Annotated in this window: 30 protein-coding genes and 1 tRNA gene; 15 read left to right on the top strand and 16 right to left on the bottom strand. The window is 68.7% G+C overall.

Going from position 1 to position 25154, the window contains the following annotated elements:
• Positions 1–15: 15 nt before the first annotated feature.
• Positions 16–621 (bottom strand): PadR family transcriptional regulator, encoded by a 606-nt coding sequence (locus R8G01_12740; protein ID MDW3214862.1) that lies wholly within the window; start codon positions 619–621, stop codon positions 16–18.
• A 109-nt stretch (positions 622–730) separates the two neighbouring features.
• On the opposite strand from R8G01_12740, the gene R8G01_12735 reads away from it, so the two are divergent.
• On the top strand, positions 731–1381 hold the full coding sequence (locus tag R8G01_12735) for a hypothetical protein (GenBank protein MDW3214861.1): 651 nt from the start codon (positions 731–733) through the stop codon (positions 1379–1381).
• Between the two features lie 4 nt (positions 1382–1385).
• On the opposite strand, the gene R8G01_12730 is transcribed toward R8G01_12735, so the two are convergent.
• Positions 1386–1997, bottom strand: coding sequence for a TetR/AcrR family transcriptional regulator (locus R8G01_12730; GenBank protein MDW3214860.1), 612 nt, complete (start codon positions 1995–1997; stop codon positions 1386–1388).
• Between the two features lie 181 nt (positions 1998–2178).
• On the opposite strand from R8G01_12730, the gene R8G01_12725 reads away from it, so the two are divergent.
• On the top strand, positions 2179–3534 hold the full coding sequence (locus tag R8G01_12725) for an FAD-binding oxidoreductase (protein ID MDW3214859.1): 1356 nt from the start codon (positions 2179–2181) through the stop codon (positions 3532–3534).
• 15 nt (positions 3535–3549) lie between these two features.
• Here the strand turns inward: R8G01_12725 and R8G01_12720 are convergent, their stop codons facing one another.
• From R8G01_12720 to R8G01_12695, 6 genes are read right to left on the bottom strand one after another with little or no spacing between them, the layout of a single operon-like run.
• Positions 3550–4239 carry a YjjG family noncanonical pyrimidine nucleotidase gene (locus R8G01_12720; GenBank protein MDW3214858.1) on the bottom strand — a complete coding sequence of 230 codons (690 nt, stop codon included), beginning with the start codon at positions 4237–4239 and terminating at the stop codon, positions 3550–3552.
• Positions 4240–4259: 20 nt separating this feature from the next.
• Entirely contained in the window at positions 4260–4646 is a 387-nt protein-coding gene (locus R8G01_12715; protein MDW3214857.1) for a hypothetical protein, read from the bottom strand.
• On the bottom strand, positions 4646–4966 hold the full coding sequence (locus R8G01_12710; GenBank protein ID MDW3214856.1) for a DUF3467 domain-containing protein: 321 nt from the start codon (positions 4964–4966) through the stop codon (positions 4646–4648). Before R8G01_12710 ends, R8G01_12715 begins: the two co-directional genes overlap by 1 nt.
• Positions 4963–5385 carry a PPOX class F420-dependent oxidoreductase gene (locus tag R8G01_12705; GenBank protein MDW3214855.1) on the bottom strand — a complete coding sequence of 141 codons (423 nt, stop codon included), beginning with the start codon at positions 5383–5385 and terminating at the stop codon, positions 4963–4965. Before R8G01_12705 ends, R8G01_12710 begins: the two co-directional genes overlap by 4 nt.
• A 43-nt stretch (positions 5386–5428) precedes the next feature.
• Positions 5429–6319 (bottom strand): LysM domain-containing protein, encoded by an 891-nt coding sequence (locus R8G01_12700; protein ID MDW3214854.1) that lies wholly within the window; start codon positions 6317–6319, stop codon positions 5429–5431.
• A complete protein-coding gene (locus tag R8G01_12695; protein MDW3214853.1) occupies positions 6316–6807 on the bottom strand; it encodes a sigma-70 family RNA polymerase sigma factor in 492 nt (163 codons plus the stop codon). Before R8G01_12695 ends, R8G01_12700 begins: the two co-directional genes overlap by 4 nt.
• A 93-nt stretch (positions 6808–6900) precedes the next feature.
• Between R8G01_12695 and R8G01_12690 the strand changes: the two genes are divergently transcribed.
• Positions 6901–8262 carry a M20/M25/M40 family metallo-hydrolase gene (locus tag R8G01_12690; GenBank protein MDW3214852.1) on the top strand — a complete coding sequence of 454 codons (1362 nt, stop codon included), beginning with the start codon at positions 6901–6903 and terminating at the stop codon, positions 8260–8262.
• Between the two features lie 6 nt (positions 8263–8268).
• Here the strand turns inward: R8G01_12690 and R8G01_12685 are convergent, their stop codons facing one another.
• The 3 genes from R8G01_12685 to R8G01_12675 form a co-directional block, all read right to left on the bottom strand.
• Positions 8269–8562 (bottom strand): hypothetical protein, encoded by a 294-nt coding sequence (locus R8G01_12685; protein ID MDW3214851.1) that lies wholly within the window; start codon positions 8560–8562, stop codon positions 8269–8271.
• Positions 8563–8603: 41 nt separating this feature from the next.
• Entirely contained in the window at positions 8604–9026 is a 423-nt protein-coding gene (locus R8G01_12680; protein MDW3214850.1) for a PaaI family thioesterase, read from the bottom strand.
• 72 nt (positions 9027–9098) lie between these two features.
• Complete coding sequence (locus R8G01_12675; protein ID MDW3214849.1) at positions 9099–10733, bottom strand: AMP-binding protein; 1635 nt, start codon at positions 10731–10733, stop codon at positions 9099–9101.
• 60 nt (positions 10734–10793) lie between these two features.
• Here R8G01_12675 and R8G01_12670 point away from each other — a divergent pair, with 60 nt between their 5' ends.
• Positions 10794–11816 carry an amidohydrolase family protein gene (locus R8G01_12670; protein MDW3214848.1) on the top strand — a complete coding sequence of 341 codons (1023 nt, stop codon included), beginning with the start codon at positions 10794–10796 and terminating at the stop codon, positions 11814–11816.
• A gap of 119 nt (positions 11817–11935) precedes the next feature.
• Entirely contained in the window at positions 11936–12682 is a 747-nt protein-coding gene (locus R8G01_12665; GenBank protein MDW3214847.1) for a hypothetical protein, read from the top strand.
• 34 nt (positions 12683–12716) lie between these two features.
• On the opposite strand, the gene R8G01_12660 is transcribed toward R8G01_12665, so the two are convergent.
• Genes R8G01_12660 through R8G01_12650 form a run of 3 tightly spaced genes read right to left on the bottom strand, consistent with a single transcriptional unit; the run spans position 12717 to position 15654 of the window.
• A complete protein-coding gene (locus R8G01_12660) occupies positions 12717–13436 on the bottom strand; it encodes an ABC transporter ATP-binding protein (GenBank protein MDW3214846.1) in 720 nt (239 codons plus the stop codon).
• Positions 13433–14539, bottom strand: coding sequence for an ABC transporter permease (locus tag R8G01_12655; GenBank protein MDW3214845.1), 1107 nt, complete (start codon positions 14537–14539; stop codon positions 13433–13435). The genes R8G01_12660 and R8G01_12655 overlap by 4 nt, the downstream gene beginning before the upstream one ends.
• Positions 14536–15654: an FtsX-like permease family protein gene (locus R8G01_12650; GenBank protein MDW3214844.1), complete on the bottom strand. Its 1119-nt coding sequence runs from the start codon at positions 15652–15654 to the stop codon at positions 14536–14538. The genes R8G01_12655 and R8G01_12650 overlap by 4 nt, the downstream gene beginning before the upstream one ends.
• Before the next feature lie 161 nt (positions 15655–15815).
• Here R8G01_12650 and R8G01_12645 point away from each other — a divergent pair, with 161 nt between their 5' ends.
• The 3 genes from R8G01_12645 to R8G01_12635 all read left to right on the top strand — a co-directional run bounded on the left by R8G01_12645 (position 15816) and on the right by R8G01_12635 (position 18585).
• Entirely contained in the window at positions 15816–16808 is a 993-nt protein-coding gene (locus R8G01_12645) for an LLM class flavin-dependent oxidoreductase (protein ID MDW3214843.1), read from the top strand.
• Between the two features lie 98 nt (positions 16809–16906).
• Complete coding sequence (locus tag R8G01_12640) at positions 16907–17830, top strand: ATP-binding cassette domain-containing protein (protein ID MDW3214842.1); 924 nt, start codon at positions 16907–16909, stop codon at positions 17828–17830.
• Complete coding sequence (locus R8G01_12635; GenBank protein MDW3214841.1) at positions 17827–18585, top strand: hypothetical protein; 759 nt, start codon at positions 17827–17829, stop codon at positions 18583–18585. Before R8G01_12640 ends, R8G01_12635 begins: the two co-directional genes overlap by 4 nt.
• Before the next feature lie 25 nt (positions 18586–18610).
• On the opposite strand, the gene R8G01_12630 is transcribed toward R8G01_12635, so the two are convergent.
• Positions 18611–19276 carry a Crp/Fnr family transcriptional regulator gene (locus tag R8G01_12630; protein ID MDW3214840.1) on the bottom strand — a complete coding sequence of 222 codons (666 nt, stop codon included), beginning with the start codon at positions 19274–19276 and terminating at the stop codon, positions 18611–18613.
• A 29-nt stretch (positions 19277–19305) separates the two neighbouring features.
• Between R8G01_12630 and ispD the strand changes: the two genes are divergently transcribed.
• From ispD to R8G01_12600, 6 genes are all read left to right on the top strand, one after another.
• Positions 19306–19962, top strand: coding sequence for a 2-C-methyl-D-erythritol 4-phosphate cytidylyltransferase (gene ispD / locus R8G01_12625; protein MDW3214839.1), 657 nt, complete (start codon positions 19306–19308; stop codon positions 19960–19962).
• A gap of 7 nt (positions 19963–19969) precedes the next feature.
• Positions 19970–20455: a 2-C-methyl-D-erythritol 2,4-cyclodiphosphate synthase gene (gene ispF, locus R8G01_12620; protein ID MDW3214838.1), complete on the top strand. Its 486-nt coding sequence runs from the start codon at positions 19970–19972 to the stop codon at positions 20453–20455.
• The gene (gene rlmB, locus R8G01_12615) at positions 20452–21357 is read left to right on the top strand and encodes a 23S rRNA (guanosine(2251)-2'-O)-methyltransferase RlmB (protein MDW3214837.1); all 906 of its coding nucleotides are present in this window, start codon (positions 20452–20454) and stop codon (positions 21355–21357) included. Before ispF ends, rlmB begins: the two co-directional genes overlap by 4 nt.
• Before the next feature lie 16 nt (positions 21358–21373).
• On the top strand, positions 21374–23179 hold the full coding sequence (locus R8G01_12610) for a sortase (GenBank protein MDW3214836.1): 1806 nt from the start codon (positions 21374–21376) through the stop codon (positions 23177–23179).
• An 88-nt stretch (positions 23180–23267) separates the two neighbouring features.
• Entirely contained in the window at positions 23268–23423 is a 156-nt protein-coding gene (locus tag R8G01_12605; protein MDW3214835.1) for a DUF6131 family protein, read from the top strand.
• Positions 23424–23484: 61 nt separating this feature from the next.
• Positions 23485–23557, top strand: a tRNA-Thr gene (locus R8G01_12600).
• A gap of 25 nt (positions 23558–23582) precedes the next feature.
• Here R8G01_12600 and R8G01_12595 read toward each other — a convergent pair.
• Positions 23583–24128 carry a TetR/AcrR family transcriptional regulator gene (locus tag R8G01_12595; GenBank protein ID MDW3214834.1) on the bottom strand — a complete coding sequence of 182 codons (546 nt, stop codon included), beginning with the start codon at positions 24126–24128 and terminating at the stop codon, positions 23583–23585.
• A gap of 121 nt (positions 24129–24249) precedes the next feature.
• On the opposite strand from R8G01_12595, the gene R8G01_12590 reads away from it, so the two are divergent.
• A complete protein-coding gene (locus R8G01_12590) occupies positions 24250–25128 on the top strand; it encodes an alpha/beta hydrolase (GenBank protein MDW3214833.1) in 879 nt (292 codons plus the stop codon).
• Positions 25129–25154 lie beyond the last annotated feature (26 nt).

The following is a 25154-nucleotide window of genomic DNA, read 5'->3' as shown; positions in this document are numbered from 1 at the left end:
CGCCGGTCGGACGATTCAGTCGGACGGTTCGCCGGTGTCGGTACCGGCTTTGGTGCCGGAGGTGCCGGTCGTGCCGTCGGCGAGGATCCGGTACAGCTGGGAGGTGGCGTCGTTCACGACCTTCACCGCCGCGGCGATCTGGGTGTCGTCGCCGAACCTGCCGATCTGGCGGGCGGGCCCCACGAGCTCGGCGACCGCTCGGCGGAGCTCGCCGTGGCGACCCAGGCCGTGCTCGTCCCAGGGGGCGTCGTGGCCGGCGTCACGCTGCTCGGCCACACGGGCACGACCGGCATCGGTCAGTTCGAACCGGCGCTTGTCGTCGTCGGTCTCGGTGGCGGTGATGAAGCCGCGGTGCTCGAGGCGTCGGAGCGCCGGATAGATCGAGCCGGGGCTCGGCTTCCACCGGCCACCGCTCTTGTCCTCCATGGCGGAGATCAGCTCGTACCCGTGCATGGGGCGTTCCTCGAGGATCGCGAGGATCGCGCTGCCGACGGCGCCGCGGCGGGCACGTCGGCGTCCATGGCCGTCGCCGTCACGGTGTGCGTGGCGATGCCGGCGTCGTTCGTGGTGGTGCCCCGACTGGTCGAGGTCGTCGTGATGTCGTTGGTGATGATGTCTCATCGAACCTGCTTTCTGTCCGAGCCTGATTGCTCTGTCGATAACTATAACGACATATCGTTAACTTCCAACCTGGTCGTCCGGAGACGCTTCGACGGGCCACACTCTGGTGATGGGATCAACGGTGGGGTTTCTGCACACGGCCGCTCTGCACGAACCCACGTTCCGGGCGCTCGTCGCCGAGATCGGGCCCGGAACGGACGTCGTCGACGTCGTCGATGTCATGCTGCTGGAGCAGGCCGGGGTGGGCGGTCCGGAGTCGCCGACGGTCGTTGCCGGCGTCGAGCGCCGTCTCGATCAGCTCGTGCGGGCGGGAGCCAACCGGATCGTCTGTACGTGTTCGACGCTCGGTGGCGTCGCTGAACGTGTCGGCAACGAGCGCGGCTTCGACGTGGTTCGTGTCGATCGCGCAATGGCCGAGCGCGCCGTCGGCATCGGCGGTCGGATCGTGGTGCTGGCGGCGCTCGAGAGCACGCTCGAGCCGACCGAGTCCCTGCTGAGAGACGCCGCCGCCGCGGATCGGTCACCCGAGATGCGGACGCACGTGATCGCCGGCGCGTGGGAGCGATTGGTCGCCGACGACCTCGATGGCTACCGGCAGTTCGTCGCCGACGCGATCACGGCAGTGGCCGACGACGTGGACGTGATCGTACTCGCGCAGGCATCGATGGCTCCTGCGGCCGAGGTGGTCACCGTGTCGGTGCCGGTGCTGAGCAGCCCTCGGTCGGCGGTCGTGGCGCTCCTCGGTTCGGGTGCGGCCTGACGGCCTACCGGGACCGGAGGCCGGCCACGATGTGGTAGGCGAACTCTCGGACGAGGTCGTTGCTGGACGGCTCGGGCCGACCCTTGATCGTGGCGATGAGTTCGATCTTGGGGCCGAGTGTGACCAGCCCCTGCATCGCCGACCAGCACAGCCAGGTGACGTCGTCGAGGTCGGCGTCGAGTTGCTCGTCGTCGATGAGTGCACGCACCGTGTCTTCGAGAACGACGTAGGCGCGCATGCCGGCGAGCTGGAGCTGCGCGTTGTCCGGGTCGACCACGTCGACGCGGAACATCACTTCGCAGTGCGCGTGGTTCGATCGCGCCAGCGACACGTACGCCTCGCCGAGTGCGATCAGGCGCTCGACCGGGTCGCTGACGCCATCTCCGGCGGCGCACAGTGCGGCGTAGAGGGCGTCGAACCCTTCGGTCGCCACCGACGTCAGGAGCCCGCGGATGTCGCCGAAGTGATGAGCGGGTGCGGTGTGCGACACGCCGGCCCGCCGGGCGACCTCGCGGAGGCTGAACGACCCGAGGCCGCGTTCGTCGATGACGTCGACCGCAGCGGCTCGCAGCGCGTTCGGAAGATCGCCGTGGTGGTAGCCGGTGCCGGATGTCACGCCCGTCAGTCTATCCGAATCTTGACATCGTCCAGTTTGGCGGTTACGTACGGAACTTGACAACGGAAACATACACGACATCTTGCGGAAGGCGACTCTCGATGACGACGACCGACTCGGTCCACCCCGGCCGACAGGTCGCGTTCGGGTCGGTCCGCCCGCCGACCGCTACCGTCGCAGCGTGCTTCCCCTCGAACCGTTGCGGGCCATCGTCGGCCCCGCCCACGTCCTGGCCGAACCCGACGACGTCACGTCGTACACGACCGACTGGACCGGCCGCTTCGTCGGTTCGGGCACCACTGTCGTGCGACCCGGCTCGGTCGACGAGGTCGCCGCCCTGGTCGAGCTGTGTCGGAGCGAGGGCGTCGCGATCGTGCCGCAGGGTGGCAACACCGGCCTGGTCGGCGGCGGTGTGCCGCTCGGCGGCGAACTCGTGGTCAGCCTTCGCCGACTCGACCGGGTCGACGAGGTCGACCCGACCAGTCGTCAGGTCACCGCTGGTGCCGGTGCCACCGTCGAGTCGGTGCAGCGTGCAGCGGCCGCAGCCGGACTGCGCTACGCGGTGGACTTCGGTGCCCGCGGCACGGCCACGGTCGGCGGGTCGATCGCCACGAACGCCGGGGGCATCAACCTGCTCCGATTCGGCGGCACGCGCGAGCAACTCGTCGGCATCGAGGCGGTGCTCGGCACCAGCGCCGTGGTGCGCCAGATGAGCGGTCTCGTCAAGGACAACACCGGCTATCACCTCCCGTCGCTGCTCTGTGGCAGCGAAGGCACGCTCGGCATCGTGACGGAGGCCCGACTGCGGCTCGTCGGCGCAGCACCCCACCGGGTGGTCGCGTTCGTCGCGATGGCGTCGGTCGAAGCCGCGGTGGTTGCCGTGGCCGAGTGGCGCACGAGCATCCCATCGCTGGAGGCGGCCGAACTCGTCTTCCACGAGGGCATCGAACTGGTGTCGTCCGAGTTCGGGGTGCCGTTGCCCTTCGCCGACCCTTCGCCGGCCTATGTGCTGCTCGAGGCCGGTTCACTCACCGATCCGACCGACGAACTCGCCGACGCGGTCGCCGGTGCCGACGGCGTGATCGACGCCGCCGTGGCGAGCGACAGTGCCCGCCGAGCTGCGCTGTGGCGGCTTCGTGAGGAGCACACGCTGGCGATCAATCAGGTCGGTGTTCCCCACAAGTTCGACGTCACCCTGCCGCAGTCACGCCTGGCCGAGTTCGCCGCGACGGTGCCCGGCGTCGTCGAGCGGGCGGTCGCCGGCACCCGGACGTGGCTGTTCGGACACGTCGGCGACGGCAACCTCCACGTCAACGTCACCGGTGCGCCGCCCGATGCGCCACAACTCGACGAGGCCGTCTACCGACTGGTGGTCGACCTGGGCGGCAGCATCAGTGCCGAGCACGGCATCGGCACGGCGAAGGTCGACTACCTCTCGATGCAGCGGTCGGCAGGCGACCTGGCGGCGATGCGGGCGATCAAGTCCGCGCTCGATCCGGACCGCATCATGAACCCGAACGTGCTGCTCCCCGGTTGACGTCGGCCGACCGGGTCAGACGCCGGTGACGATCGCCTCGAGGCTGCCCAGGTCGTCGACCTCGTGGGTGACGATGTCGGTGTCGCTCCGCGGGAGACGTCGCGGGTTGTACCAGCAGGTGTCGATGCCTGCGTTTCGGCCTCCGGCGATGTCGGACGTGAGGCTGTCGCCGATCATCAGGGCGTTCTCGATCCCCGGGTTGCCGAGGCCGGCGAACGCCAGGTCGAAGATCTCGCGGCGGGGCTTGGTGACGCCGACCTCTGACGAGATGATCACCGTGTGGAAGTAATCGGCGAGGCCGAGCCGTTCGATCCGGGCCCGCTGGACCTCGCTCAGCCCGTTCGTGATCATCGCCAGCGTGTGCTGCGCAGCGAGCGTCTCGAGCACGCCATGGGCACCCTCGTACAGCTCGCCGAAGTTGCCGAGGCCGAACACGAACGCGTCGGCCATCGCGTGTGGGTCGGCATCGACGCCGACCTCGGCGATGAACCGCTCGAACCGGCGATGGCGGACCTCGCTCGGCTGGAGGTCACCGGCTTCGACCGCCACCCACATCGCCTGGTTGATCGTCACGTACCGATCGAAGTGATCATCGGGGTCGGCGAGGCCGATCGCCGCCATCGTGTGGGCGTAGGCGAGCCGCTCGGACTCGTGGGAGTCGAGCAGTGTGTGGTCGAGGTCGAACAGCAGATGGGTGTATCGCACGGCGGTGCCCAGTGTGCCGGTCAGCCGACGTCGCCGTACGGGCTGCTCACCACGACGACGTAACCGTCCGGGTCGCGCAGCCAGATCTCCCGATGCTGGGCGAGCGGGTTGACGTGCACGTCCTCGAGCACCTCGGCGTCGGTCGAGTGCACGCGTTCGACGTCGGCGTCGAACGTCGCCGTGTCGAACCAGAGCGCCACACCGTTGCCGCCGAGCGGCTGGCCCTCGCGCAGCAGCGCCGGGTGCTCGTGGACGTCGACCTCGTGGAGTTGCAGCACCATCGCGCCGTCGCTCATCAGCATCTCGTACTCGTCGCCGCCGTGTGCGCTCTCGAACCCGAGTACGCGCTGGTACCACTCGCTCGACCCGGACACCGACGTGCACGTGATCATCGGTTGCGGGCGCATCAGGCGCCGTCGTCGTCGGTCGGTGGGCCGTCGGGATCGTCGTCGAGTCGCGGTGACTCGATCGAGACGTCGTCGAGCAGGTCCTTCGGCATCGACTTGTCGGCGTACTTCGACCAGTTGTCCTGCAGCGCGGCGATCAGCTGGGTGACGAACAGCGGCGACATGTTGACCCGCTGGACGAGGATGCCGGCGGCCGCCTTGCCGGTGTCGTCGAAGTCGCAGCGCAGGAAGTCGATCGTGAACTCGTGGGGTGAGTGGCGCACGGCGGCGGCGTTCGCCCAGACACCACCCATCTGGTCGGGCTGCGTGTGGATCTTCATCGTGACAGCATGCCGTACGCGCGGGTCGGGCGCAGGAGCAGCATGAGTCGCCCCTCGTCGATCATCGCCCGCCGGTACTCGTCCCAGTCGGGGTGCTCGCCGGCGAGCGTCCGGTAGTACTCGACCAGGGTGTCGGACGTTGCATCGCCCGGTTCGGTCGTGACCTGGGTGACCTCGACGTCGCCCTCGATCACGCAGTACGTGCCGAAGTTCTCGTCGGTGACGTGCAGGCTCGCCCGCGGGTCGCGCTGCAGGTTGTTCGTCTTCGCCCGCCCGGCGGTGGCGGAGATCCGGATCGTGCCGTCGTCGTCGACGCCGTAGACGATGTTCGACAGTTGCGGTCGGCCGTCGGCCTTGATGGTGACGATCACCCCCTGCCGCCGCTGTCGGACGTAGTCGAGTGCGTCGGAGAGTTCCATGCCGATGGGCTATCACCACGAGCGCATCAGCGCAATGCGCCGGTCAGGGCGCGATGGTGGTGGTCGGCGGTGTCGTCGTGGTCATCTCAGGTGTGGTCGTTGTCGACGTCGTGGTCGTCTGTGGAATGAGGCCCGGCTCTCCAGGGGCGAGGTAGCCGGGGACGTAGATCAACTCACCGGCGGTGAGGACGTAGGAGTCCTCGATGTCGAAACCATTCAGGTTCGTCAACAAGCCAGGCGGCAGCGCCCATCGTTCGCGGAGCGCCTCGATCGTGTCGCCAGGCTGCACCACGTAGCCCTGAACGGGCACCGTCGTCGGCGTCGGTGAGTAGGGGACGGTCACATCCACGACATCGGGCCCGGGGATCGACACGGTCTCGCCCGGCAGCAGGACGTGCGACGCACCGTCCTCCCAACCGTTGAACCAGACGAGTTCGTCGATCCCGACGCCGAACGCGGCGGAGATGCTGCTGAGCGTGTCCCCGGCCTGCACGACGTACAACTGATTCACGATCGTCGTCGTGGGGAAGATGAGTTGATCACCCGTGCCGACCTGCAAGCAGTCGAGGAAGTACTGCACACCTGGCACACCGTTCGGGACGGTGACCGGGGTCGTACACGCCCACGCCCAACCTCCAGCGGGCCCGTCGGCCGGCACCGCGATGGCGGGCATGGTCGTCGTCGGCACGCCACCGGGAGCGGCGGCGATGCCGGTGTCGTCCGCACGCGTCCCACCCAGCATCGTGATCCCGACGACGCCCACGCCGACCGCTGCGACCGACCCGATGGCTGCTGTGGCCCGCCGACGCCGGCTCTGGCGTCGATCGACGTGGGCCCAGACCCCGTCGAGGTCGGGCGCTGCGGTGGTGACTCGTTCGGTCCGCTGCCGGAGCGAACGGGCCACGGTTCGTTCGAGATCGTCGTCGTGGTTCATGAGAGTTCCTTTCGGAGTTCGGCGAGCGCCCGGTGGATCGTCGACTTGACCGTGCCGATCGGTACGCGCAGCGTGTCGGCGATCTCGCGGTCGGTCAGCTGCAGGTCGTACCGGAGCACGATCATCGAGCGCTGCTTGTGGGGAAGGCGGCGGATCGCATCCACGACGTGGCTGGCGCCGAGTTCGCTGTCCTCGGTCGGCGGGGTCGGCTGGCGGCGGCTGAGCATCCGTCGGCGCAGCACGCGGCGGCATCCGTTCAGCACGGTCACCCGCAGGTACGCCTCCGGGTTGTCGAGTCGCTGGAACCGTTCGTAGACCGCGGCGAACGAGTCCTGCACGACCTCCTCGGCCTGCTGTCGGGTGTCGACGAGCGTGTACGCCAGCCGCACCATCGGGCGGAACTGCCGCTCGTACAGCGCCTCGAACGTCACCGGTTCACGGCGCGCCGTCGCCGGCGGCGAGGAGAGGGGGACGTCGATCGTTGCCATGGATACCCCTACCGAGTCTCGAGCAGCCCGCTCGGTTCCATCATCCCACCGATCGGTGACGAACGAGGGCGCCCGGAGCGCGAGACTGCACCGATGGCGACCGATCTGACGGGCGACACCGTCGAGCTGCTGCAAACCCTGATCCGCAACGAGTGCGTCAACGACGGGACGGCCGAGTCGGGACACGAGACCCGCAACTCCGACGTACTCCAGTCGTACGTCGAGGGGAGCGGCGTCGACATCGAACGCTGGGAGCCGACCCCCGACCGTGCGTCGTTCGTGGCTCGCCTGCCCGGCACCGATCCGTCGGCGCCGTCGCTGTGCCTGATGGGCCACACCGACGTCGTCCCGGTCAACCCGGAGGGGTGGCGCAACGATCCGTTCGGTGGCGAGCTCATCGCCAACGATGACGGCGTCGACGAGGTGTGGGGGCGCGGCGCGGTCGACATGTTGAACCTGACCTCGTCGATGGCGGTCGTCTTCAAGTCGCTGGTCGACCGCGGGTTCCGGCCCAAGGGCGACCTGCTGTACTTCGCCGTCGCCGACGAAGAGGCCGGCAGCGCGCACGGTGCGCGCTGGGTCGCCGACAAGCATCCCGACTCGATTCGCTGCACGTACATGCTGACCGAGAACGGCGGGTTGCACTCCGGCCCGGAGGGGCAGCGGTCGATCAGCATCAACGTCGCCGAGAAGGGGGTCGCCTGGCGCCGACTGCGGGTGCGCGGCACCCCGGGCCACGGTTCGATGCCGTTCGGTTCCGACAACGCCCTCGTCACCGCCGCCAAGGTGGTGTCACGGCTCGCCGATTACCAACCGGCGCCACGGTTCCACGAGCTGTGGCGGGGGCAGGTCGAGTCGCTCGACCTCGCAGCCGACATGAAGGCGGCGATGCTCGACGAGAACACGATCGACGACCTCCTGGCCGACCTCCCGCACCCCGGGGCGAAGGGGCACTACCACGCGTGCACGCACACGACGTTCTCGCCGAACGTGCTGGCCACGAAGGGCCGACCGAAGACCAACGTGATCCCCGACGTGATCGATCTCGACATCGACATCCGCACGATGCCGGGCGACCACACCGACGAGGTCACCGCCCACCTCCGGCGTGCGCTCGGCGACGACCTGTTCGACCGTGTCGAGATCGAGGTGCTGATCGACGACCCGGCGTCGACCAGTCGGGTCGACACCCCGCTGTGGGACGCGTTGGGTCGTGCGGTCGGCGTGCCGTTCCCCGACGCCCGGCTGAACCCGCAGTTCATCGTCGGGTTCACCGACGCCCGGGTGTTCCGCGAGCTCGGTGCGGTGTCGTACGGCGCCGGTCTGCTGAGCCCCTCGATCGATGCGGCGGAGTTCGGCCAACGCTTCCACGGTCACAACGAGCGGATCGACGTCGAGTCACTCCGCCTCACCACCGAACTCTGGGAGCGGGTCGTCGTCGACCTCCTCGGGTGACCGGCGTCAGGTGTCGTCGAGTTCGATCTCGACCGGGTCGGCCGGTCGGTGGTCGGGAATCCGCGCCGGGCGACCCGATCGGCGGACCATCCACAGCTCGAGCGCGAGCCACGGCACGATGAAGATGGCGAATCCCCATGCCTGAGCGCTGACGAACGTGGAGATCAACGCGACGAGGGCGAGGGCGATCAGCAGGTTGCGGACCTGACCGCGGTGTTGCGCATGGCGGGCGTCGGCGTCGGCCCAGGCGTCGAGTTCGTCCCCGTGCGGCTTCGCGTACGGCAGATGACCGAAGGGCATGGCATCCAACCTACCGAAGGGGGCGTTCCCTGGCGAGCGGGTCAGAGCCACATGTAGGTGGTCGTCGCGGTGGCGGCACGCCGCCCGTCGGGGAGCAACAGGTCGATCTGGCCGAACACGAGCGACCGACCCGGCTTCGTCGCCCAGGCTTCGAAGGTGACCTCGCCGACGTCGCCGGGGACACCGCGCTCGAAGTTGGTCTGCAGGCTCACCGTCGTGAATCCGACGTCGTCGGGTCGGAGCGACATCATCACGAACACCATCCCGGTGTCCATGCAAGCGAGGATCGTCTGGCCGCACAGCACACCGCCGCCGTGGACGAGGTGGTCGGTCACCGCGAGGGTGAATCGAACGCGCCCCGGTTCGGCGTCGACGACGGTCAGGCCGAGGTCGTGCATGAACCCGGCCCCACCCTCGGCGTATCGGCGTGTGATGTCGGCGCAGAGATCGTCGCTCGTGGTCATCCGTGCGAGCTTGGTCCGAGAAGCCGGCCGGTCACGACTCGGACCGCCGGTTGCCGGCGAACGGTGTGCTCGTCAGGCCGTCTCCGTCGTTTCGAGGCCGAGCTCGGCGATCGACGATTCGCGCATCTCGACCTTGCGGACCTTGCCGGTGACCGTCATCGGGAACTCCTCGACGAGTTTGACGTAGCGGGGGATCTTGAAGTGGGCGATCTTGCCGCGACAGAACTCGCGGAGCTCGTCGGGCGTCGCGGTGCCACCGGGTACGAGCTTCACCCACGCCATCAACTCCTCGCCGTACTTCACGTCGGGGACGCCGATCACCTGCACGTCCTCGACGTCGGGGTGGGTGTACAAGAACTCCTCGATCTCGCGCGGGTACACGTTCTCGCCGCCGCGGATCACCATGTCCTTGATGCGACCGACGATGTTGCAGTACCCGTCGTCGGCCATCACGGCCAGGTCACCGGTGTGCATCCAACCGTCGTCGTCGATCGCCTGGGCGGTCTTGCCGGGCTCGTTCCAGTAGCCCGTCATCACGGAGTAGCCGCGGGTGCAGAACTCGCCGGTCTCGCCTCGGGGTAACGTCGCGCCCGACTCGGGGTCGGCGACGCGGATCTCGACGTGCGGGTGGGCCTTGCCGACGGTCGCGGTGCGGTGGTGGAGCGAGTCGTCCGGCAGCGTCTGGGTCGACACGGGCGAGGTCTCGGTCATCCCGTAGCAGATCGTGACGTCGACCATGTTCATGCGTTCGACGCACTGCTTCATCACCTCGACCGGGCACGGCGACCCCGCCATCACACCGGTTCGCAACGACGACAGGTCGAACGACTCGAACTCCGGATGCCCGAGTTCGGCGATGAACATCGTCGGCACGCCGTACAGCGACGTACATCGCTCCTCCTGCACCGTGGCGAGCACCGTCTCCGGATCGAAGGCGTCGTTCGGGATCACCATCGTGGCGCCGTGCGAGGTGCACCCGAGGTTGCCCATGACCATGCCGAAGCAGTGGTAGAAGGGCACCGGGATGCAGATCCTGTCGTCGTGGGTAATGCCCTGCAGCTCGGTCGTGAAATAGCCGTTGTTCAGGATGTTCGCGTGGGTGAGTGTGGCGCCCTTGGGAAACCCGGTCGTACCCGACGTGTACTGGATGTTGATCGGGTCGTCGGGGTGCAGGGAGGCCCGCCGTTCGGCGAGGTCGTCGTCGTGCACCGTCTCGTCGCCCTCGATCAGGTGGTTCCACTCGTCGGTCCAGAAGAAGACGGCGTGTTCGAGCGCCGGGACCCGATCGGCGACCTCGGCCACCATCTCGACGTAGTTCGACGTCTTGAACTCGGGAGCGGCGATGATCCATGTGCACCCCGACTGGTTCAGCGCGTACTCGAGTTCGTGGGTGCGGTACGACGGGTTGAGGTTCACGAGGATGACACCGATCTCCGCGGTCGCGTACTGCACCAGGGTCCATTCGGCGTAGTTCGGCGACCACAGGCCGAGCCGGTCGCCCTTCTGCAGGCCGGCGTGCATCAGGCTCTTGGCCAGTTCGGTCACGCGGTGACCGAACTCCTCGTATGTCCACCTGATGCCCTGATGGCGCGAGACGATCGCCTCGTTGCGGCCGTGTGTCTCGATCGTGCGCGTCAGGTTCTGCGGGATCGTCTCGCGCAGCAACTCGACATCGACCGGTCCGGCTTCGTACGACGGTTCCCCCATGGTCGCAGCGTAGATCCCGGCGCCGCGGGGGCGAGGCCCGGACGCCACTAGCGTGGCCACATGGCCGACACGACGCCCGGCATGGTGTGCGCCCACCACCATCTGTACTCCGCGCTGGCACGCGGGATGCCGGCGCCGCCGAAGCAACCGACCTCGTTCGGTGAGGTCCTCGAGCAGGTGTGGTGGCGCCTCGACACGGCACTCGATCTCGACATGATCCGGGCGAGCGCGCTGCTCGGTGCCACCGAGGCCCTCATGAGCGGAACCACGGCGATCGTCGACCACCACGAGAGCCCCCATGCGATCGAGGGCAGCCTCGACGTCATCGCCGAGGCGTGTGCCGAGGTCGGTGTGCGGGTCGTGTGTGCCTACGGGGTCACCGACCGCCACGGTGCCGACGGCGCTCGTCGTGGACTCGCGGAGAACGAACGGTTCATCCGCGCCGGCGGTCGCGGGCTCGTCGGCGTGCACGCCGCGTTCACGTGCACCGACGACACACTCGAGTCGGCGACCGGGTTGGCGGCCGATCTGGGCGTCGGCGTCCACATCCACGTCGCCGAGGGTCCCGAGGACCGCGACGCGGGCGAGCGGCTCGCATCGCTCGCCGCCGACGACTGGCTGCTCGTGCACTGCGTGCTGCTCGACCGTGACCTGCCCGGCACGATCGCGCACAATCCTCGTTCCAACATGAACAACGGTGTCGGCTACGCGGCGCCGGCCCGTCGGCCGAACCCGGTGGTGCTCGGCACCGACGGCATCGGCGCCGACATGCTGGAGGAGTTGCGGCTCGCCTACGTCGCCCATCGGGCCGACGACCTGAGCGCCTCGCCCGACGACGCGGCGTCATGGCTCGAGCAGGGGTACGCCCTCGTGCCCGAGGCTCGCGACGACACGGTCACCTGGTCGTACGACCACGTCGACTCGCCCTGGCACGTGGCGTTCACGCCGGGGATCCGGGCGACCCGGGTCGTCGCCGCCGACGGGCGCGTCCTGCTCGACGACGGCCGACCGACCCTCGTCGACATCGACGAGGTCCGTGCCAAGGCCGCCGAACAGGCCACACGTCTCCACGCACTCCTCTGAACCCTCGCTCCCGATGTGGGGCGACCGTTCCGGTGGTCGATGGTGAACCACATGTGAACTGTGTCGAACGACCGGTCGACGTCGCGTGCGAATCCGGCGTGACGGCCGATACTGCACGGATGACGACGAAGGACGCCGCGCGCTGGTTCACCGACCGCGCCTGGTCGCGTGCCGGCGCGATCGCCACGACGATGGCCGCCGGTGGCCAGCGCCGAGTCGTGCGGCTCGGACTGCGGATCCTGATGCTCGTCGGCGGGTCGCTGCTGATCGCCGTCGCGATCGCAGCGTTGCTCTGGAACTCGTTCGGTCCGGGTCCGCTCGACGTGTTCATCGCCGGGCTCCGTGAGACGACCGGCATCTCGCTGACCCTGGCCTATTGGTCGTCGTTCGCCGGGATGCTGGCGATCGCAGCGCTGCTCGGCCGACGTCCCGGACCCGGCACGATCGTGACGCCGCTGATCCTCGGACCGGCCGTGGAGGTGCTGCTCTCGCTCGTCGATCAGTTCGATCGTCCCGGTTCCGTCGTCGTACAGGTGATCGTGCACGTGGGCGCGATCGGGGTGGCGGGGATCGGTGCCGGCGCGCTGATCGTGTCGGGCCTCGGCGCCGGCACGGGCGAGCTGCTCGCCACTGCCGCGTCCGATCGGACGGGTCGTCCCGAGCCGCACGTGAGGTTCGGGATCGAGATGTCGTTCCTCGCCGTCGGGGTGATGCTCGGTGGCCCGATCGGCTTCGGCACGGTGATCGTGGCCGGGTTGATCGGGCCGGCGGTGGCCAACGGGCATCGGCTCGTGGACGGCGTCGTCGGCCGGCCCCGCCGCCGCCTCGATGGTCCTGTCGAGCACCGCACCCCGACCACCGTCTGAGACGCGTGCAGTCGCCGCGGCGACGGACGCGTCGTCAGGCGGTGATGACGCCGTCGGTGATCCGCACGGTGCGGTCGCAGTGGTCGGTGATCCGCTCGTCGTGGGTGACGACGATCGCCGCCGTGCCCCGCGATTTCATCTCCGACCGGATGAGTTCCATGACCTGCCCGCCGAGTTCGGTGTCGAGCGATGAGGTCGGCTCGTCGAACAGCACCAGTTCGGGTTCGTTCATCAATGCGCGACCGATCGCGACGCGCTGCTTCTGCCCGCCCGACAGCTGCGACGGCAGGTTCTTCGCCCGGTCGGCGAGCCCGAGCTCGTCGAGCAGCCGGTCGGCGCGATCGCGGGCCGGTTTGCCTTCGCGACGGCCGAGTTCGTCGACGACCAGCAGGTTCTCCCTGGCGGTGAGGAACGGCACGAGGTTGACCGACTGGAACACGAACCCGACCTGATTCTGTCGGAACGTCGTCAGCTGCTTGCTGCCGTAGTCGGTGATCTCCTCGCCGCCGACGACGACCGAGCCCTGGGTCGCAGCGAGGATCCCACCGGCGATCGAACACAGGGTGGTCTTCCCCGAACCCGAGGGGCCGACGAGGGCGATGATCTCGTCGGCGGCGACCGTCAGCGTCGCATGGTCGAGCGCGACGACCTCGTTGTCGCCCATGCGGTACACCTTCCGGACGTCGGTCATGTGCAGGGCCGGGGGCGCTCCGGCCGAGGTCTTGGTCGGGGCGGGTGATGTCTGGTTCGTCATGTGGAACTCCCGAGGGCAGCGGCCGGATCGATGCGCAGGACCCGGCGGAGTGAGAACGCGCTGCCGACGACGGCGGCAACGAGGAGGAGGGCGACGCTGGACACGATCCGGCCCGGCGAGATGAACAGGGGGATCGAGCCCGGCGGGATGAGCAGGTCGAGCACGATCACCGCGGCGCCGGCGAGCGTGGCGGCGATCAGCGTCAGGACCACGGCTTGGACGACGAGGCCGACGATCAGTGTTCGCGACCTCGCGCCGATCGCCTTGAGCACGCCGTAGAGGCTCGCCCGCTCGACCGTGAGCAGCGCGAAGAACAGGGCGATCACCACGAGCGCGATGACGACGGTGACCCCGAGGATCTGATTGAAGGTGGTCTGCTGCTCGGTGACACCGGGGATCGCGTCGACGGCATCGGTGACCGACAACGCCTCGACATCGGAACCGAATGCGGTCGTCATGTCCGCGATCACGTCGGTCGAACCGTCGGCGCGCACCACCAGCGCCTGGAACACGCCATCGGCGAGCACGGCGTCGGGCCGGTTGTCGACGAGGACATCACGCCACGTGTCGACACCGGTCCAGAGCCCACCCTGGCCGTTGTAGGAGGTGTCGTCGACCCAGCCGGCGACGATGATCGGCGTGCGCGACGGACCGACGAGGAGTTCGTCGCCGAGCTCCACACCGTCGGCCGCGAGCACCGAGTCGGCCCATGCCTCGCCCGGCGCCGGTGGTTCCGGCACGCCGACCGGCGGGAGTTCGTAGCCCCACACCGCGACGTTGGCGAGATCGCGTGGGCCGTTGCCCGGCACGCGCGCGCCGAGCTGGACGACGCCCAGACCGCCGACCTCGGCGACGCCGGGGAGATCGGCGATGCCGGCGGTGACGTCGGTGTCGATCCGACTCCGGATGAACGATGCCTGCGACGATTCGGAGTACACGATCGCGTCGCCCTGCTGGGCTCGCACCGCACCGGTCGACGAACGGATCAGGCCGTCGAGCAGCCCGCCGAGGAACATCAGCAGGATCGCGATCAGCGTCAGGATCAGCGTCGCCGTGACGAACTTGCCGGGACGCCGGAGGAGTTCGCGCAGTGCGAGCCTCATCGGTTCGCCCCACCGGTCGTCGCCTCGATCGGATCGATCGCCAGCACCCGGCGCGCGGACAGCAGCGAGCTGGCGACGCCGAGCACGAGGAGCAGCGCGGCCCACACGATGACCGCCGTGGTCTCGAATCGGAGCGGGATGCCGCCGAGGCGTTGTTGCGAGACCGGCGTGTAGAGCGCGAGGCCGATCAGGTAGCCGGCGGTGACGATCAGCATGGCCTGGAACAGCAGCGACCACACGAGACGCCCGGCCGGGGCGCCGATCGCACGCAGCAGCGTCAGCGCCCCCGATTTCTGGAACGTGACGATGAGGAAGAACAGGCCGGTCACGCACGGCACGACGAGGCCGTAGAGGAAGAAGATGATGATGAACGACTGGCGGACCTGGCTGACGCCGGGCGTCTCGTCGGCGGCGTCGTTCTTGGTCAGCGCGTCGAGCGCTTCGGACCGGTCGTTGATGCGGTCGACGACGTCGGCGTCGGAGAGCCCGTCGGCGCCGGACACCGCGAGCACGTTGGGCAGGACCGACCTCACGTCGGGGTTCACCGACCGGAGGGCGTCGGTGTAGTCGTCGATTCCCACGAACAACGTCGGCCCCGCGTTGAGCTGCACGTCGCGGGCCAGGCCGACGATCGTCAGCTCGTATCCGCTCGGTGCGATCGACACCGTGTCGCCGACACCGAAACCCTGCGCTGCGTCGGCATCGCTCCCGATCGCTTCGCCCGGCGCGTCGGGGAACTCGCCGGCGATGAGTTCCGACGGCGCACCGAGCGCCGGATCGTCGTAGCCGAGCAGCGTCGTGTCGTAGCGCTCGCCGTCGGCGGTCACCGTGAACGTGGCCTGGGTGATCCGGCCGACCTCGCCAACGCCGTCGGTCGAGCGCACGAGCTGTTCCAGGTCGGGGGTGATGATGCTGCCCTGGATGACCCGTTGGCCGTCGACCGAGTACACGAGCACCGGTGCCGACTGGTTGCGGATCGCACCGACGAACGAGGTGAGCAGACCGTTCTGCAGGGACTGCTGGAACAGGATCAGGAAGACCAGCATCCCGATCGCGACGATCAGCATTCCGAATCTGACCTTGGCTCTGGCCATCTCCTTGAGTGCGAGGAACATCGTCGGTCGGGTCGTCCTGGGGTCGGGGCGCGCAGCGCCGGTGTCGGGTCAACATACGGGCTACGGACCGGGACCGGCATCCGGATGCAGGCGTTGCTTCCGGCAGGTCGATCGGATCCGAGTTTGTACGTTTCGTACAACGGATGTGGGAGACTCGCGGGATGGATCAGGTCGCGCTGTACCTCCAGGATGCCCACCCCCTGCACGAGGGCATCGAACTCGTGCGTTACGCCGAGGCCAAGGGATTCGACGCCGTCTGGCAGGCCGACAGCCGGTTGGTGCGCGACGCCGTCGTGCCGATGGCGGCGTTCGGCGCCACGACCGACCGCATCAAGATCGGTTCGGGCGTCATCGACATCTGGACCCGCAACGCCGCACGTCTGGCGAGCACGTTCTCGACCCTCGACGACCTCGCACCCGGTCGCATGATCTGCGGACTCGGTGCCTGGTGGGATCCGCTGGCCGAGAAGGTCGGCATCGACCGGGCGCGGCCGCTCAAGGTGATGCGTGAAGTGGTCGAAGCCGTGCGTGGCCTGCTCAACAACGAGACGGTGTCGATCGACGGGTTCCATGTTCAGCTCGACGGCGTCGAACTCGACTACGTGCACCAGGAGCGCCGCCCGAAGGACGTCCCGATCTACATCGGCGCCACCGGCATGCAGATGATGGAGCTCACCGGTGAGATCGCCGACGGCGCGGTGCTGAACTACCTCGTGAGCCCCGACTACAACGTGCGGGCGCTCGAAGCGCTCGAGCGGGGTGCGGCCAAGGCCGGGCGCACCCTCGACGACATCGATCGTCCGCAGCTCGTGGTGTGCTCGGTCGACACCGACCGACAGGCCGCGCTCGACGGTGCCCGCCTGCTCGTCACCCAGTACCTGGGTCAGCAGCCGCACATCATGAAGGCCTCGGGTGTGCCGCAAGAGCTGCTCGACGAGATCGGGCAGGTGCTCACCTGGCCGGCGACGCACGACGAGGTGGTGGCCGCCAGCAAGCTGGTACCCGACGACATCGTGCAGATGATCACGGCGTCCGGCACGCCCGACGAGGTCCGCGAGAAGGTCGACGAGTACGTGGCGAGTGGTTGCACCTGCCCGATCCTGTACCCGCTCGCGCCCGACGTGCGCCTCATGATCGACACGTTCGCGAAGTAGGCCACCGCGCACCCGTGCGAGGGCGTCCGCCGTGAGGACGACCCCGTATCGGCCGAACGGTCGTTGTGGAAGCGCGGCGAACCTGGTCTGATGTCGGCGTGCTCCAGCTCCGCAATCTCACCAAACGGTTCGGCCAGGTGGTCGCCGTCGACGACCTGTCGTTCGACGTCGAACCCGGCCGGGTGACCGGCTTCCTCGGCCCCAACGGCTCCGGCAAGAGCACGACCATGCGCTGCATGATCGGCCTCGACCGGTACGAGCGGGGTGAGGCGAGCTTCGGCGGCAAGCAGTATCGCGATCTGCCGGCACCGCTCCACGAGGTCGGCGTGCTGCTCGACGCCGGCTACGTCCATCCGGCCAGGTCCGGCCGCAACCATCTTCGTTGGCTGGCCGCCAGCAACGGCATCCCGATGAACCGGGTCGACGAGGTGCTCGAACTCGTCGGCATGACCGACGTCGCCGATCGCAAGCTGCGGGGCTATTCGCTCGGCATGAAGCAGCGTCTCGGCCTGGCGAGCACACTGTTGGGCGATCCGTCCACGATGATCCTCGACGAGCCGGCCAACGGCCTCGACCCCGAGGGCATCCGCTGGATGCGCGACTTCCTTCGGCACTACGCCGACCAGGGACGCACCGTGCTGGTCAGCAGCCATCTGCTCTCGGAGATGTCCCTGATGGCCCAGGACCTGATCGTCATCGGCAAGGGCCGGCTGATCCAGCAGTCGTCGGTCGCCGAGTTCGTCGCGAAGCACGCGAGTTCGTGGGTCCGGGTGAAGAGCCCGCAGTTGCCACAATTGCTCGAGGTGGTGAACCAGGCCGGAGCCACCGTGAAGTTGATCGGTGACGCGACGGCACCCGATGGAGCCGACGTCCGTGGCCTCACCATCGAAGCGATCGGCGAGGCAGCCCACGCACACGGCATCGTCCTCCACGAACTGTCCGGTCAGACCGAGTCGCTCGAGGACGCGTTCCTCACCGCCACCGCATCCAGCCAGGAATACCGCTCGGGGAGCGCATCATGATCAACACACTGCGCGCCGAGTTCATCAAGCTCCGCACGATCCTCGCCCACTGGGTCCTCGCGATCATCGCGGTGGCGTTCCCGATCGTCGTGGTCACGCTGGTGGCGATCTTCGCCGACTGGGGCTCCGGGGTCGACTCCGACGAGATCTCCGGTCTGATCGTCGGCCTGAGCGTCGTGTCGGCGATGCTGCTCGGCGCGATGTCGGCGATCAGCGTGACGTCCGACTACGCGCACAACACGATCCGGCCGACGTACGCCGCGACCCCGGGTCGCCTCCGGGTGATCGGGGCGAAGGTGATCGTGAACTCGGTCGTCGTCACCGTGATCACGACCATCGCGGTGTTCGTCTCGTGGTTCGTCGGTTCGATGATCCTGTCGGTGCGCGACCTGTCGATCTCGCTCGGCGACGACGGCGTGCTCGCGTCGCTGATCAGCGTCATCGTGCTCGCCGTGTCGGTCACGCTGTTCGCGATGGGTCTCGGTCTGATCATCAGGAATTCGCCGGCGACGGTGACGATCCTGCTGCTGTGGCCGCTGTTGATCGAGGGGTTGGTCGGACTGGTGCTCAGCCTCCTCGGTTGGGACAACGCCACCCGATGGATGCCGTACAACGCGGCGATCAACGCCGCCGCCGGTTCGTCCGAGTCGAGCGTCGAAGCGCTCGGTCGCCCGATGGGCCTCGTCTACTTCGCGGCGGTGGCAGCAGCGCTCGTCGTGATCGGCACGGTGCTCGACCAGCGTCGCGACGCCTGACGCCCGGTCATCCTGCCGTCCGGGGTCAGCGTGAGCGGAGCTCGAGCCGGTCGCGCTGCACGATGCGGTAGTTGCGATCGTGCTGTTCGAGCCAGCCGAGCCGGATGAAGCTGGCGATCGCCTTGTTGACACGTTCACGTGACGCGCCGACCATGCCGGCGAGTTCTTCCTGGGTGACCGGGAGCTGGAAGTCGTCGGAGCCGTTCGCGAGTTCGAGCAGCCGCTTGGCGGTCCGACCGGTGACGTCGAGGAACACCGAGTCGGCGAGCACCTCATCCATCACCCGGAGCCGGGTGGCGAGGAGGCGGGCGACGTTCCAGAGCAGGCGCGGGTCTTCGTTGAAGAGGGTCCGAACGGGCTCGAACGGGATCTGGAGCACCGCCGACGGCTCGAGTGCCCGGGCGAGGGCCGACCGGGGTCCGTCGTCGAGCATGCCCATGTCGCCGAACAGGTCGCCGGGCTCCATCAGCGCCACGACGCTCTCGCGCCGGTCGATCGGGCTCGACATCGCGATCGCGATCCGACCGCGGGTGACCAGGTAGAGGGCATCGGGGGCGTCGCCTTCGTTGAACAGGACGTCGCCGCGCACGAGGTCGCGTTCCTGGCCGGACGCGGCGACTTGTTCGAGCTGTGCGGGAGCTGCGTCGGCGAAGAACGAGGTGCGGGAGAGCCGCTCGACATGGTCGGTCATCGTTCAGCCACGGTACTACCCTCGATCGGGTGCCGCCCCCACCCATCGTCTGGACGATCGTCGTCGGCGGGGGTTCGGGGCAGCGATTCGGTCGCCCGAAGCAGTACGAACCGATCGGCGACGAGCGGATCATCGATCGGTCGCGACGCATCGCGGCGGAGGTCTCCGACGGTGTCGTGGTGGTCGTACCGGCCGCCGACGCCGAGCGCGAAGCGGCCGTCGCCGGCGGTGCGACCCGCTCCGAGAGCGTCCGCGCCGGGTTGGCGCACGTGCCCGACGACTGTTCGGTGATCTGTATCCACGATGCGGCCCGCCCGCTCGCGTCGGCCGAACTCTTCCGCGCCGTGATCGACGCGGTCCGTGCCGGCGCCGACGGTGCGGTGCCGGGTGTCGCCGTGTCCGACACGATCAAGATCGTGGATCCGTCTGGCTCGGTGATCGACACGCCCGACCGGTCCACGCTGGTGGCCGTGCAGACACCGCAGGCGTTCCGGGCGTCAGCACTGCGTGCGGCACATGCCGGCGCCGCCGAGGGCACCGACGACGCATCGTTGGTGGAAGCGTGCGGCGGACGGGTGGTCGTCGTCGCCGGCGAGGCGAGCAACCGCAAGGTGACACATCCCGATGATCTGGCCTGGGTGCGTTCTGCCATCATGGACGGCGTCGGCCGGTCGGCCGAGGAGTGAACCACGCATGATGATCCGGGTCGGACAGGGCTTCGACATCCACCGCCACAGCGACGACGAGGCGCGCCCGCTCGTGCTCGGCGGTTGTCGATTCGACGGCGAGCGGGGCCTCGTCGGGCACAGCGACGCCGACGTTCCGGCGCACGCAGCCGCCGACGCCCTGCTCGGAGCAGCCGGCCTCGGTGACCTCGGTCGGCACTTCCCCGACACCGACCCGACCTGGGCGCACGCGGATTCTCTCGAGATTTTGTCGGCGGTTTCGGTCATGGTCAGACAAGCTGGGTGGTCGATCGGGAACATCGACGTGAAGCTCGTCTGTGAACGCCCGAAGATCGCTCAGCGGAAGGACGAGATGGAGCGCAACCTGACCAATGCCGCCGGCGCGCCGGTCACGGTGTCGGGCCGACGGGCCGAGGGCCTCGGAGCCATCGGCCGGCACGAGGGCATCATGGCGCTCGCCGTCGCCGTCATCACCGCCGAGGCGACCTCGTGAGCGGCCGACAGAAGCGCGGGCCCGGCCAGGGCCGTGGCGGCCGGGCCGCCGCCGGCCGCCGTTCCGGGCCGCCGCGCAGCCGTGGCGCCGGTCGCACGGGGCCCACCCGCCGCGACGGCGATCCCAAACCGGCCCGCAGCAACAAGGGGCTCGGCGGCGAACAGGTCGAGGGGCGCCAGGCCGTCCGCGAACTCCTGCTCGCGCAACGCCGCAAGGTGCACGAGATCTGGATCTCGTCCGAGCTGCAGGACAACGAAGCGGTCGAGGACATCCAGACCATCGCCGCGGCCAACCGTGTGCCGATCACGTACGTGGCGCGCAAGCGGCTCGAGACGACGGCGCGCAGCGAGGCCCCCCAGGGGGTGCTGGCGATGGCGGCGCCCTTGCAGGAGGCCGACCTCGGTCAGTTCCTCCGACGCCGGGGCGCGCAGCCGCCGTTCCTGGTCGCCGTCGACGGGGTGACCGACCCGGGCAACCTCGGCGCGATCGTGCGCAGCTGCGACGGTGCCGGCGTCGACGCCGTGGTGCTCCCTCGGCATCGGGCCGTGCACGTCACGCCGACGGTCGCGAAGGCATCGGCCGGCGCGATCGAGCACCTGCCGATCTCGGTCGTCTCGGGGCTGCCGAGCACGCTGCAGCGGATGCGCGACGCCGGCATCTGGGTGATCGGCCTCGACGACGCCGCCGATCGAACCCTGTTCGAGATCTCCGACCTCGCGACCGAGGCGGTCTGCGTCGTGCTCGGCGCCGAGGGCGCCGGTCTGTCGCGGCTCGTCCGTGAGCGTTGCGACATGATCGTCAGCATTCCGATGTCGGGCCGCTTGAGCTCGCTCAACGTCTCGGCCGCGGCAGCGCTCGCGACGTACGAGATCGCACGTCATCGGGCACCACGACCGGAATGACGGCCAGGAGTCGATCATGAGCGCCTTCGACCCCTCCACACCACTCGACCCGTCGAGCGACGAGGTCGTCGGTGCCGCTCGGCTCGGCCGTCGCCGTTTCCTGGCGGGCGCCGGGGCCGCAGCCGGTGTCGCGGCGATCGCCGTCACCGTCCCGACGGGGTCCGCCGCGGCGGCGAGCCCCGCCGGAGCGAGCCGGTTCGTGGCGTTGCCGTCGGCCGTTCGTGTCGTCGACACCCGCGAGCCGGCCCGATACGCCTTCACGAGGCCGGACCCGAATCGCGTCCGCGTCGTCGTCGCCGGCGAACACGACGTCTCGCCGCAGGCGTCGGCGGCCGTCTTGACGGTGACCGCCGTCAACGGTTCGCAACCCAACTTCGTCACCGTGTTCCCGGCGGGCGGTGAGGTGCCGATCGCCAGCAACCTCAACCTCGTGTCGCCCGGTGAGGTCAACGCCAACCTCGCCACGGTCAAGCTCGGGGACGGCGGCTCGATCGACGTCTACTGGCTGAACGGGTGTGACGTGATCGTCGACGTGCTCGGCTACTACGAGCCCGTCGACTCGGCGGTCACGGCAGGGCGGTTCGTCGGTCTCGCCGACGCGCAGCGTGCACTCGACACCCGTCCGAATCTCGTGGCGAGCCGGTCGTACACCGTCGTCGACGTCACGAGGTACGTGCCGCGTGACGCCTCGTCGGTGGTCGTCAACCTGACCGCGACCGAGACCACCGGGCCGAGCTTCTTCACGGCGCTGCCGTACGACGCCACCGAGGACGAAGACCCCGGCACATCGAGCCTCAACGTGTCCCGCGCCGGCGACACCCGCGCCGCCGGCGTGATCGTGCCGGTCCCGACGATCGACGGACGACGGCGCATCAAGGTCTTCACGCTGTTCCCGGCCAAGCTGATCGTCGATGTCGTCGGCCACTTCACCGGCGAGACGAGTTCGTCGTCCGAGAACGGGCTGTTCGTCCCGGTCGACCCGGTGCGGTTGCTCGACACGCGCCTGCCGGGCCAGATGGGCAAGCTCTGGCAGAACTGGGTCGTCGAGGTGAAGATGCCCGCGGCGATCGCCGCCAACGCGTCGGCGATCGTGGCCAACGTGACCGGCGTCGAGACCCGAGGGCCGGGTTTCCTGACGGTCACGGGTGCCCGCCAGCGGATCACCACGACGTCGAACGTCAACTTCTCCGGCGCCGGGCAGGTCGTGCCGAACCACGTGATCACGCCGGTCACGGCCACCCACGGCGTGCAGGTCTTCTCGTCGCACGGCGCACACGTGCTCGTCGACCTCGCCGGCTACTTCACCGGCGCACCCAAGGCGGCGCAGCAGCCGGTGTACGTCAATCCGACACCGCCGCCCCCGCCGCCCCCGTGGATTCTCCAGGTGCCACCGATCGGTCTGACGAGCACCGTCTACGAAGGCAACGCCGCGAGCATCACCGACTCCGGTCACAGTTGGCACTGGTCGGGGACGGGGTACCTGGGCACCGAGAACGCTCACGTGGCGTTGTTCGGGCACCGCACCGAAGCGGGGGGACCGTACCGGTACCTCCACTACCTGAAGACCGGCGACCTGTTCACGGTCTCGTCGGGGGATCGTCGCGAGTACACGTACCGCGTGGTGCGGCGCGACCTGACCGACAAGAACAACGCCAACATCCTCGCGGCCACCCGCTTCCACCCCGGCACGACGATGTCGCTGGTGGCGTGCACGGTCGGCTACGACCGGACCAAGAGCGCCTACCCCGACCCGTGGGCGCCGACGAGCTTGCTGTACCGGATCATCGTGACCGGCGAACTGGTCTCCTGGCGCGAGTTCTGATCCGCCGGGGCGGCTCGCTCGATGCCGCCCGCCGGCCCACGTGGGTCCGATGGGTTTGGCGACCGAGTCCATGCGGTATCACCAGCGCATGATCATCCTCGGCATCATCCTCATCCTCATCGGAGCGCTGGCGAACATCGGCATCCTCTACACCCTGGGCGGGATCCTGCTCGTGGTCGGCATCATCCTCTGGATCCTGGGTGCCACCGGTCGCGCGGTCGGCGGTCGAAACCACTATTGGTGACGCGACACGTTTGTGATCCGGCGCGTTTGCGGCGCCGACCCGGCCGATACTCTGTCGGCGCGCCGGGTTAGCTCAGTTGGCAGAGCACTTGACTTGTAATCATGTGGTCGCGGGTTCGATTCCCGCACCCGGCTCTCATCCGCCCGCTGCCCGATTCGCTCAGGGCGCGTGCTCGCCGGTGAGGCGGACGGCAGCACGATCCGCCAGTTCGGCGCCGGCCAGCTGGCGCAGCAGCAGGAGCCCATCGACGACCGCGAGCGCGGCTTCGGCTTCGGTCCGGCGCTGCTCGGGTGATCCTTCGACGAAGTCGGTCAGCCAGGTGATCCACGCCTCGACGAGTTGCGGCACCAGCGACCGGTACGGTTCGCGGCCCGCGGCGGCGAGACCGTTCGCCTCGAAGTAGAGCGCGAAGATCGGATCGGCCTCCGCGGTGGCGAGGACCGGCCACGCGGCTCGGAGCAGTTCGACGTGGTCGGCGGCCCGAGCGGTGAACGCGTCGGCGAGCGTCTCCTGCAGTTGGATGCCGAGTGAGACGACGACGTCGGTGACGAGGTCGTCCTTGGACGGAAAGTAGTAGACGACCGTTCGGTCGCTGATCCCGAGTCGCTTGGCGACGCGGCCGAAGGTCATCTGGCTCAGACCCTCGTCGAACGCCGTCGCGAGCGCCCCCGCGAGGATCTCGTCGCGGCTGTGTTTGTGACCCATCGGGGTTGATCGTAGCGATCACTACGACTATCGTTTGAAGTGATCACTACAAACGACGGGGTCGGTCACGAGCCGTGCGAGGGCACGAGCGACCAGCTCCCGACGACCCAGGAGGTTCCCGATGACCGTTCCGACACCCGACGAAGCCGTCGAACTGTTCCGCCGCCCGCCCCAGCGATACATCGACGTCGGTGAGGGTGAGGTCGCCTACCGCACGGTGGGAAGCGGACCCGATGTGCTGTTCGTCCACGGGTGGCCGGTCAGCAGCGCCACGTTCCGTCAGCTGCTGCCGCACCTGGCCGAGCACATCACCTGCCACCTGATCGACCTGCCCGGCGCGGGCGACAGCCGGTTCACGGCGAACACCGTCCTGACCGTCGATCAGCACATCGAGACCGTCCGTCGTCTGCCCGACCTGCTGGGGCTCGACAGCGTCGCCGTCGTCGGCCACGACAGTGGCGGGTTGATCGCCCGCCACGCGCTGGCGGGCGACCCACGGGTCCGGGCGTTCGGGTTGATCGACACCGAACAGCCGCAAGGGCTCACGTGGCGATTCCGGCAATTTCTCCTGGCGCGCCGGCTGCCCGGCTTCGGTGCGGTCTTCGGATGGCTGGTCGGCAGCCGTCGTCTCCGTCGCAATCCGCTCGCGTTCGGTGGGGCATTCGCCGATCGATCGCTCCTCGACGGAGACTTCGCCGAGTTCTTCCTCGATCCGATCCACACCGACCGTCGACGCCGTGACGCGGCGGTCGCCCTCCTGCACAGCTTCGACGTTCGGTACGTGAGCGAGCTCGCCGAGGTCCATCGGCGCATCGAGGTGCCGGTGCAACTCGTGTGGGGCGGTCGCGATCCGTTCTTCCCGGTCGCCTGGGCACGCGAGATGGTCGACACGTTCTCCGACGCGGCACTCACGGTCATCGATGACGCGTGGCTGTTCTCGCACGAGGAGCGGCCGGCCGAGGTCGCAGCCGCCCTCCTGCCCGTGTTGACGAGCGCCTGAGGCGGGCACGCCCACGCATCGTCGGC

This window comes from Ilumatobacteraceae bacterium, from assembly GCA_033344875.1.
GTDB lineage: Bacteria > Actinomycetota > Acidimicrobiia > Acidimicrobiales > Ilumatobacteraceae > Ilumatobacter.
The sequence above is the reverse complement of the archived record's forward strand: the minus strand, read 5'-3'. Positions and strand labels throughout refer to the sequence as shown.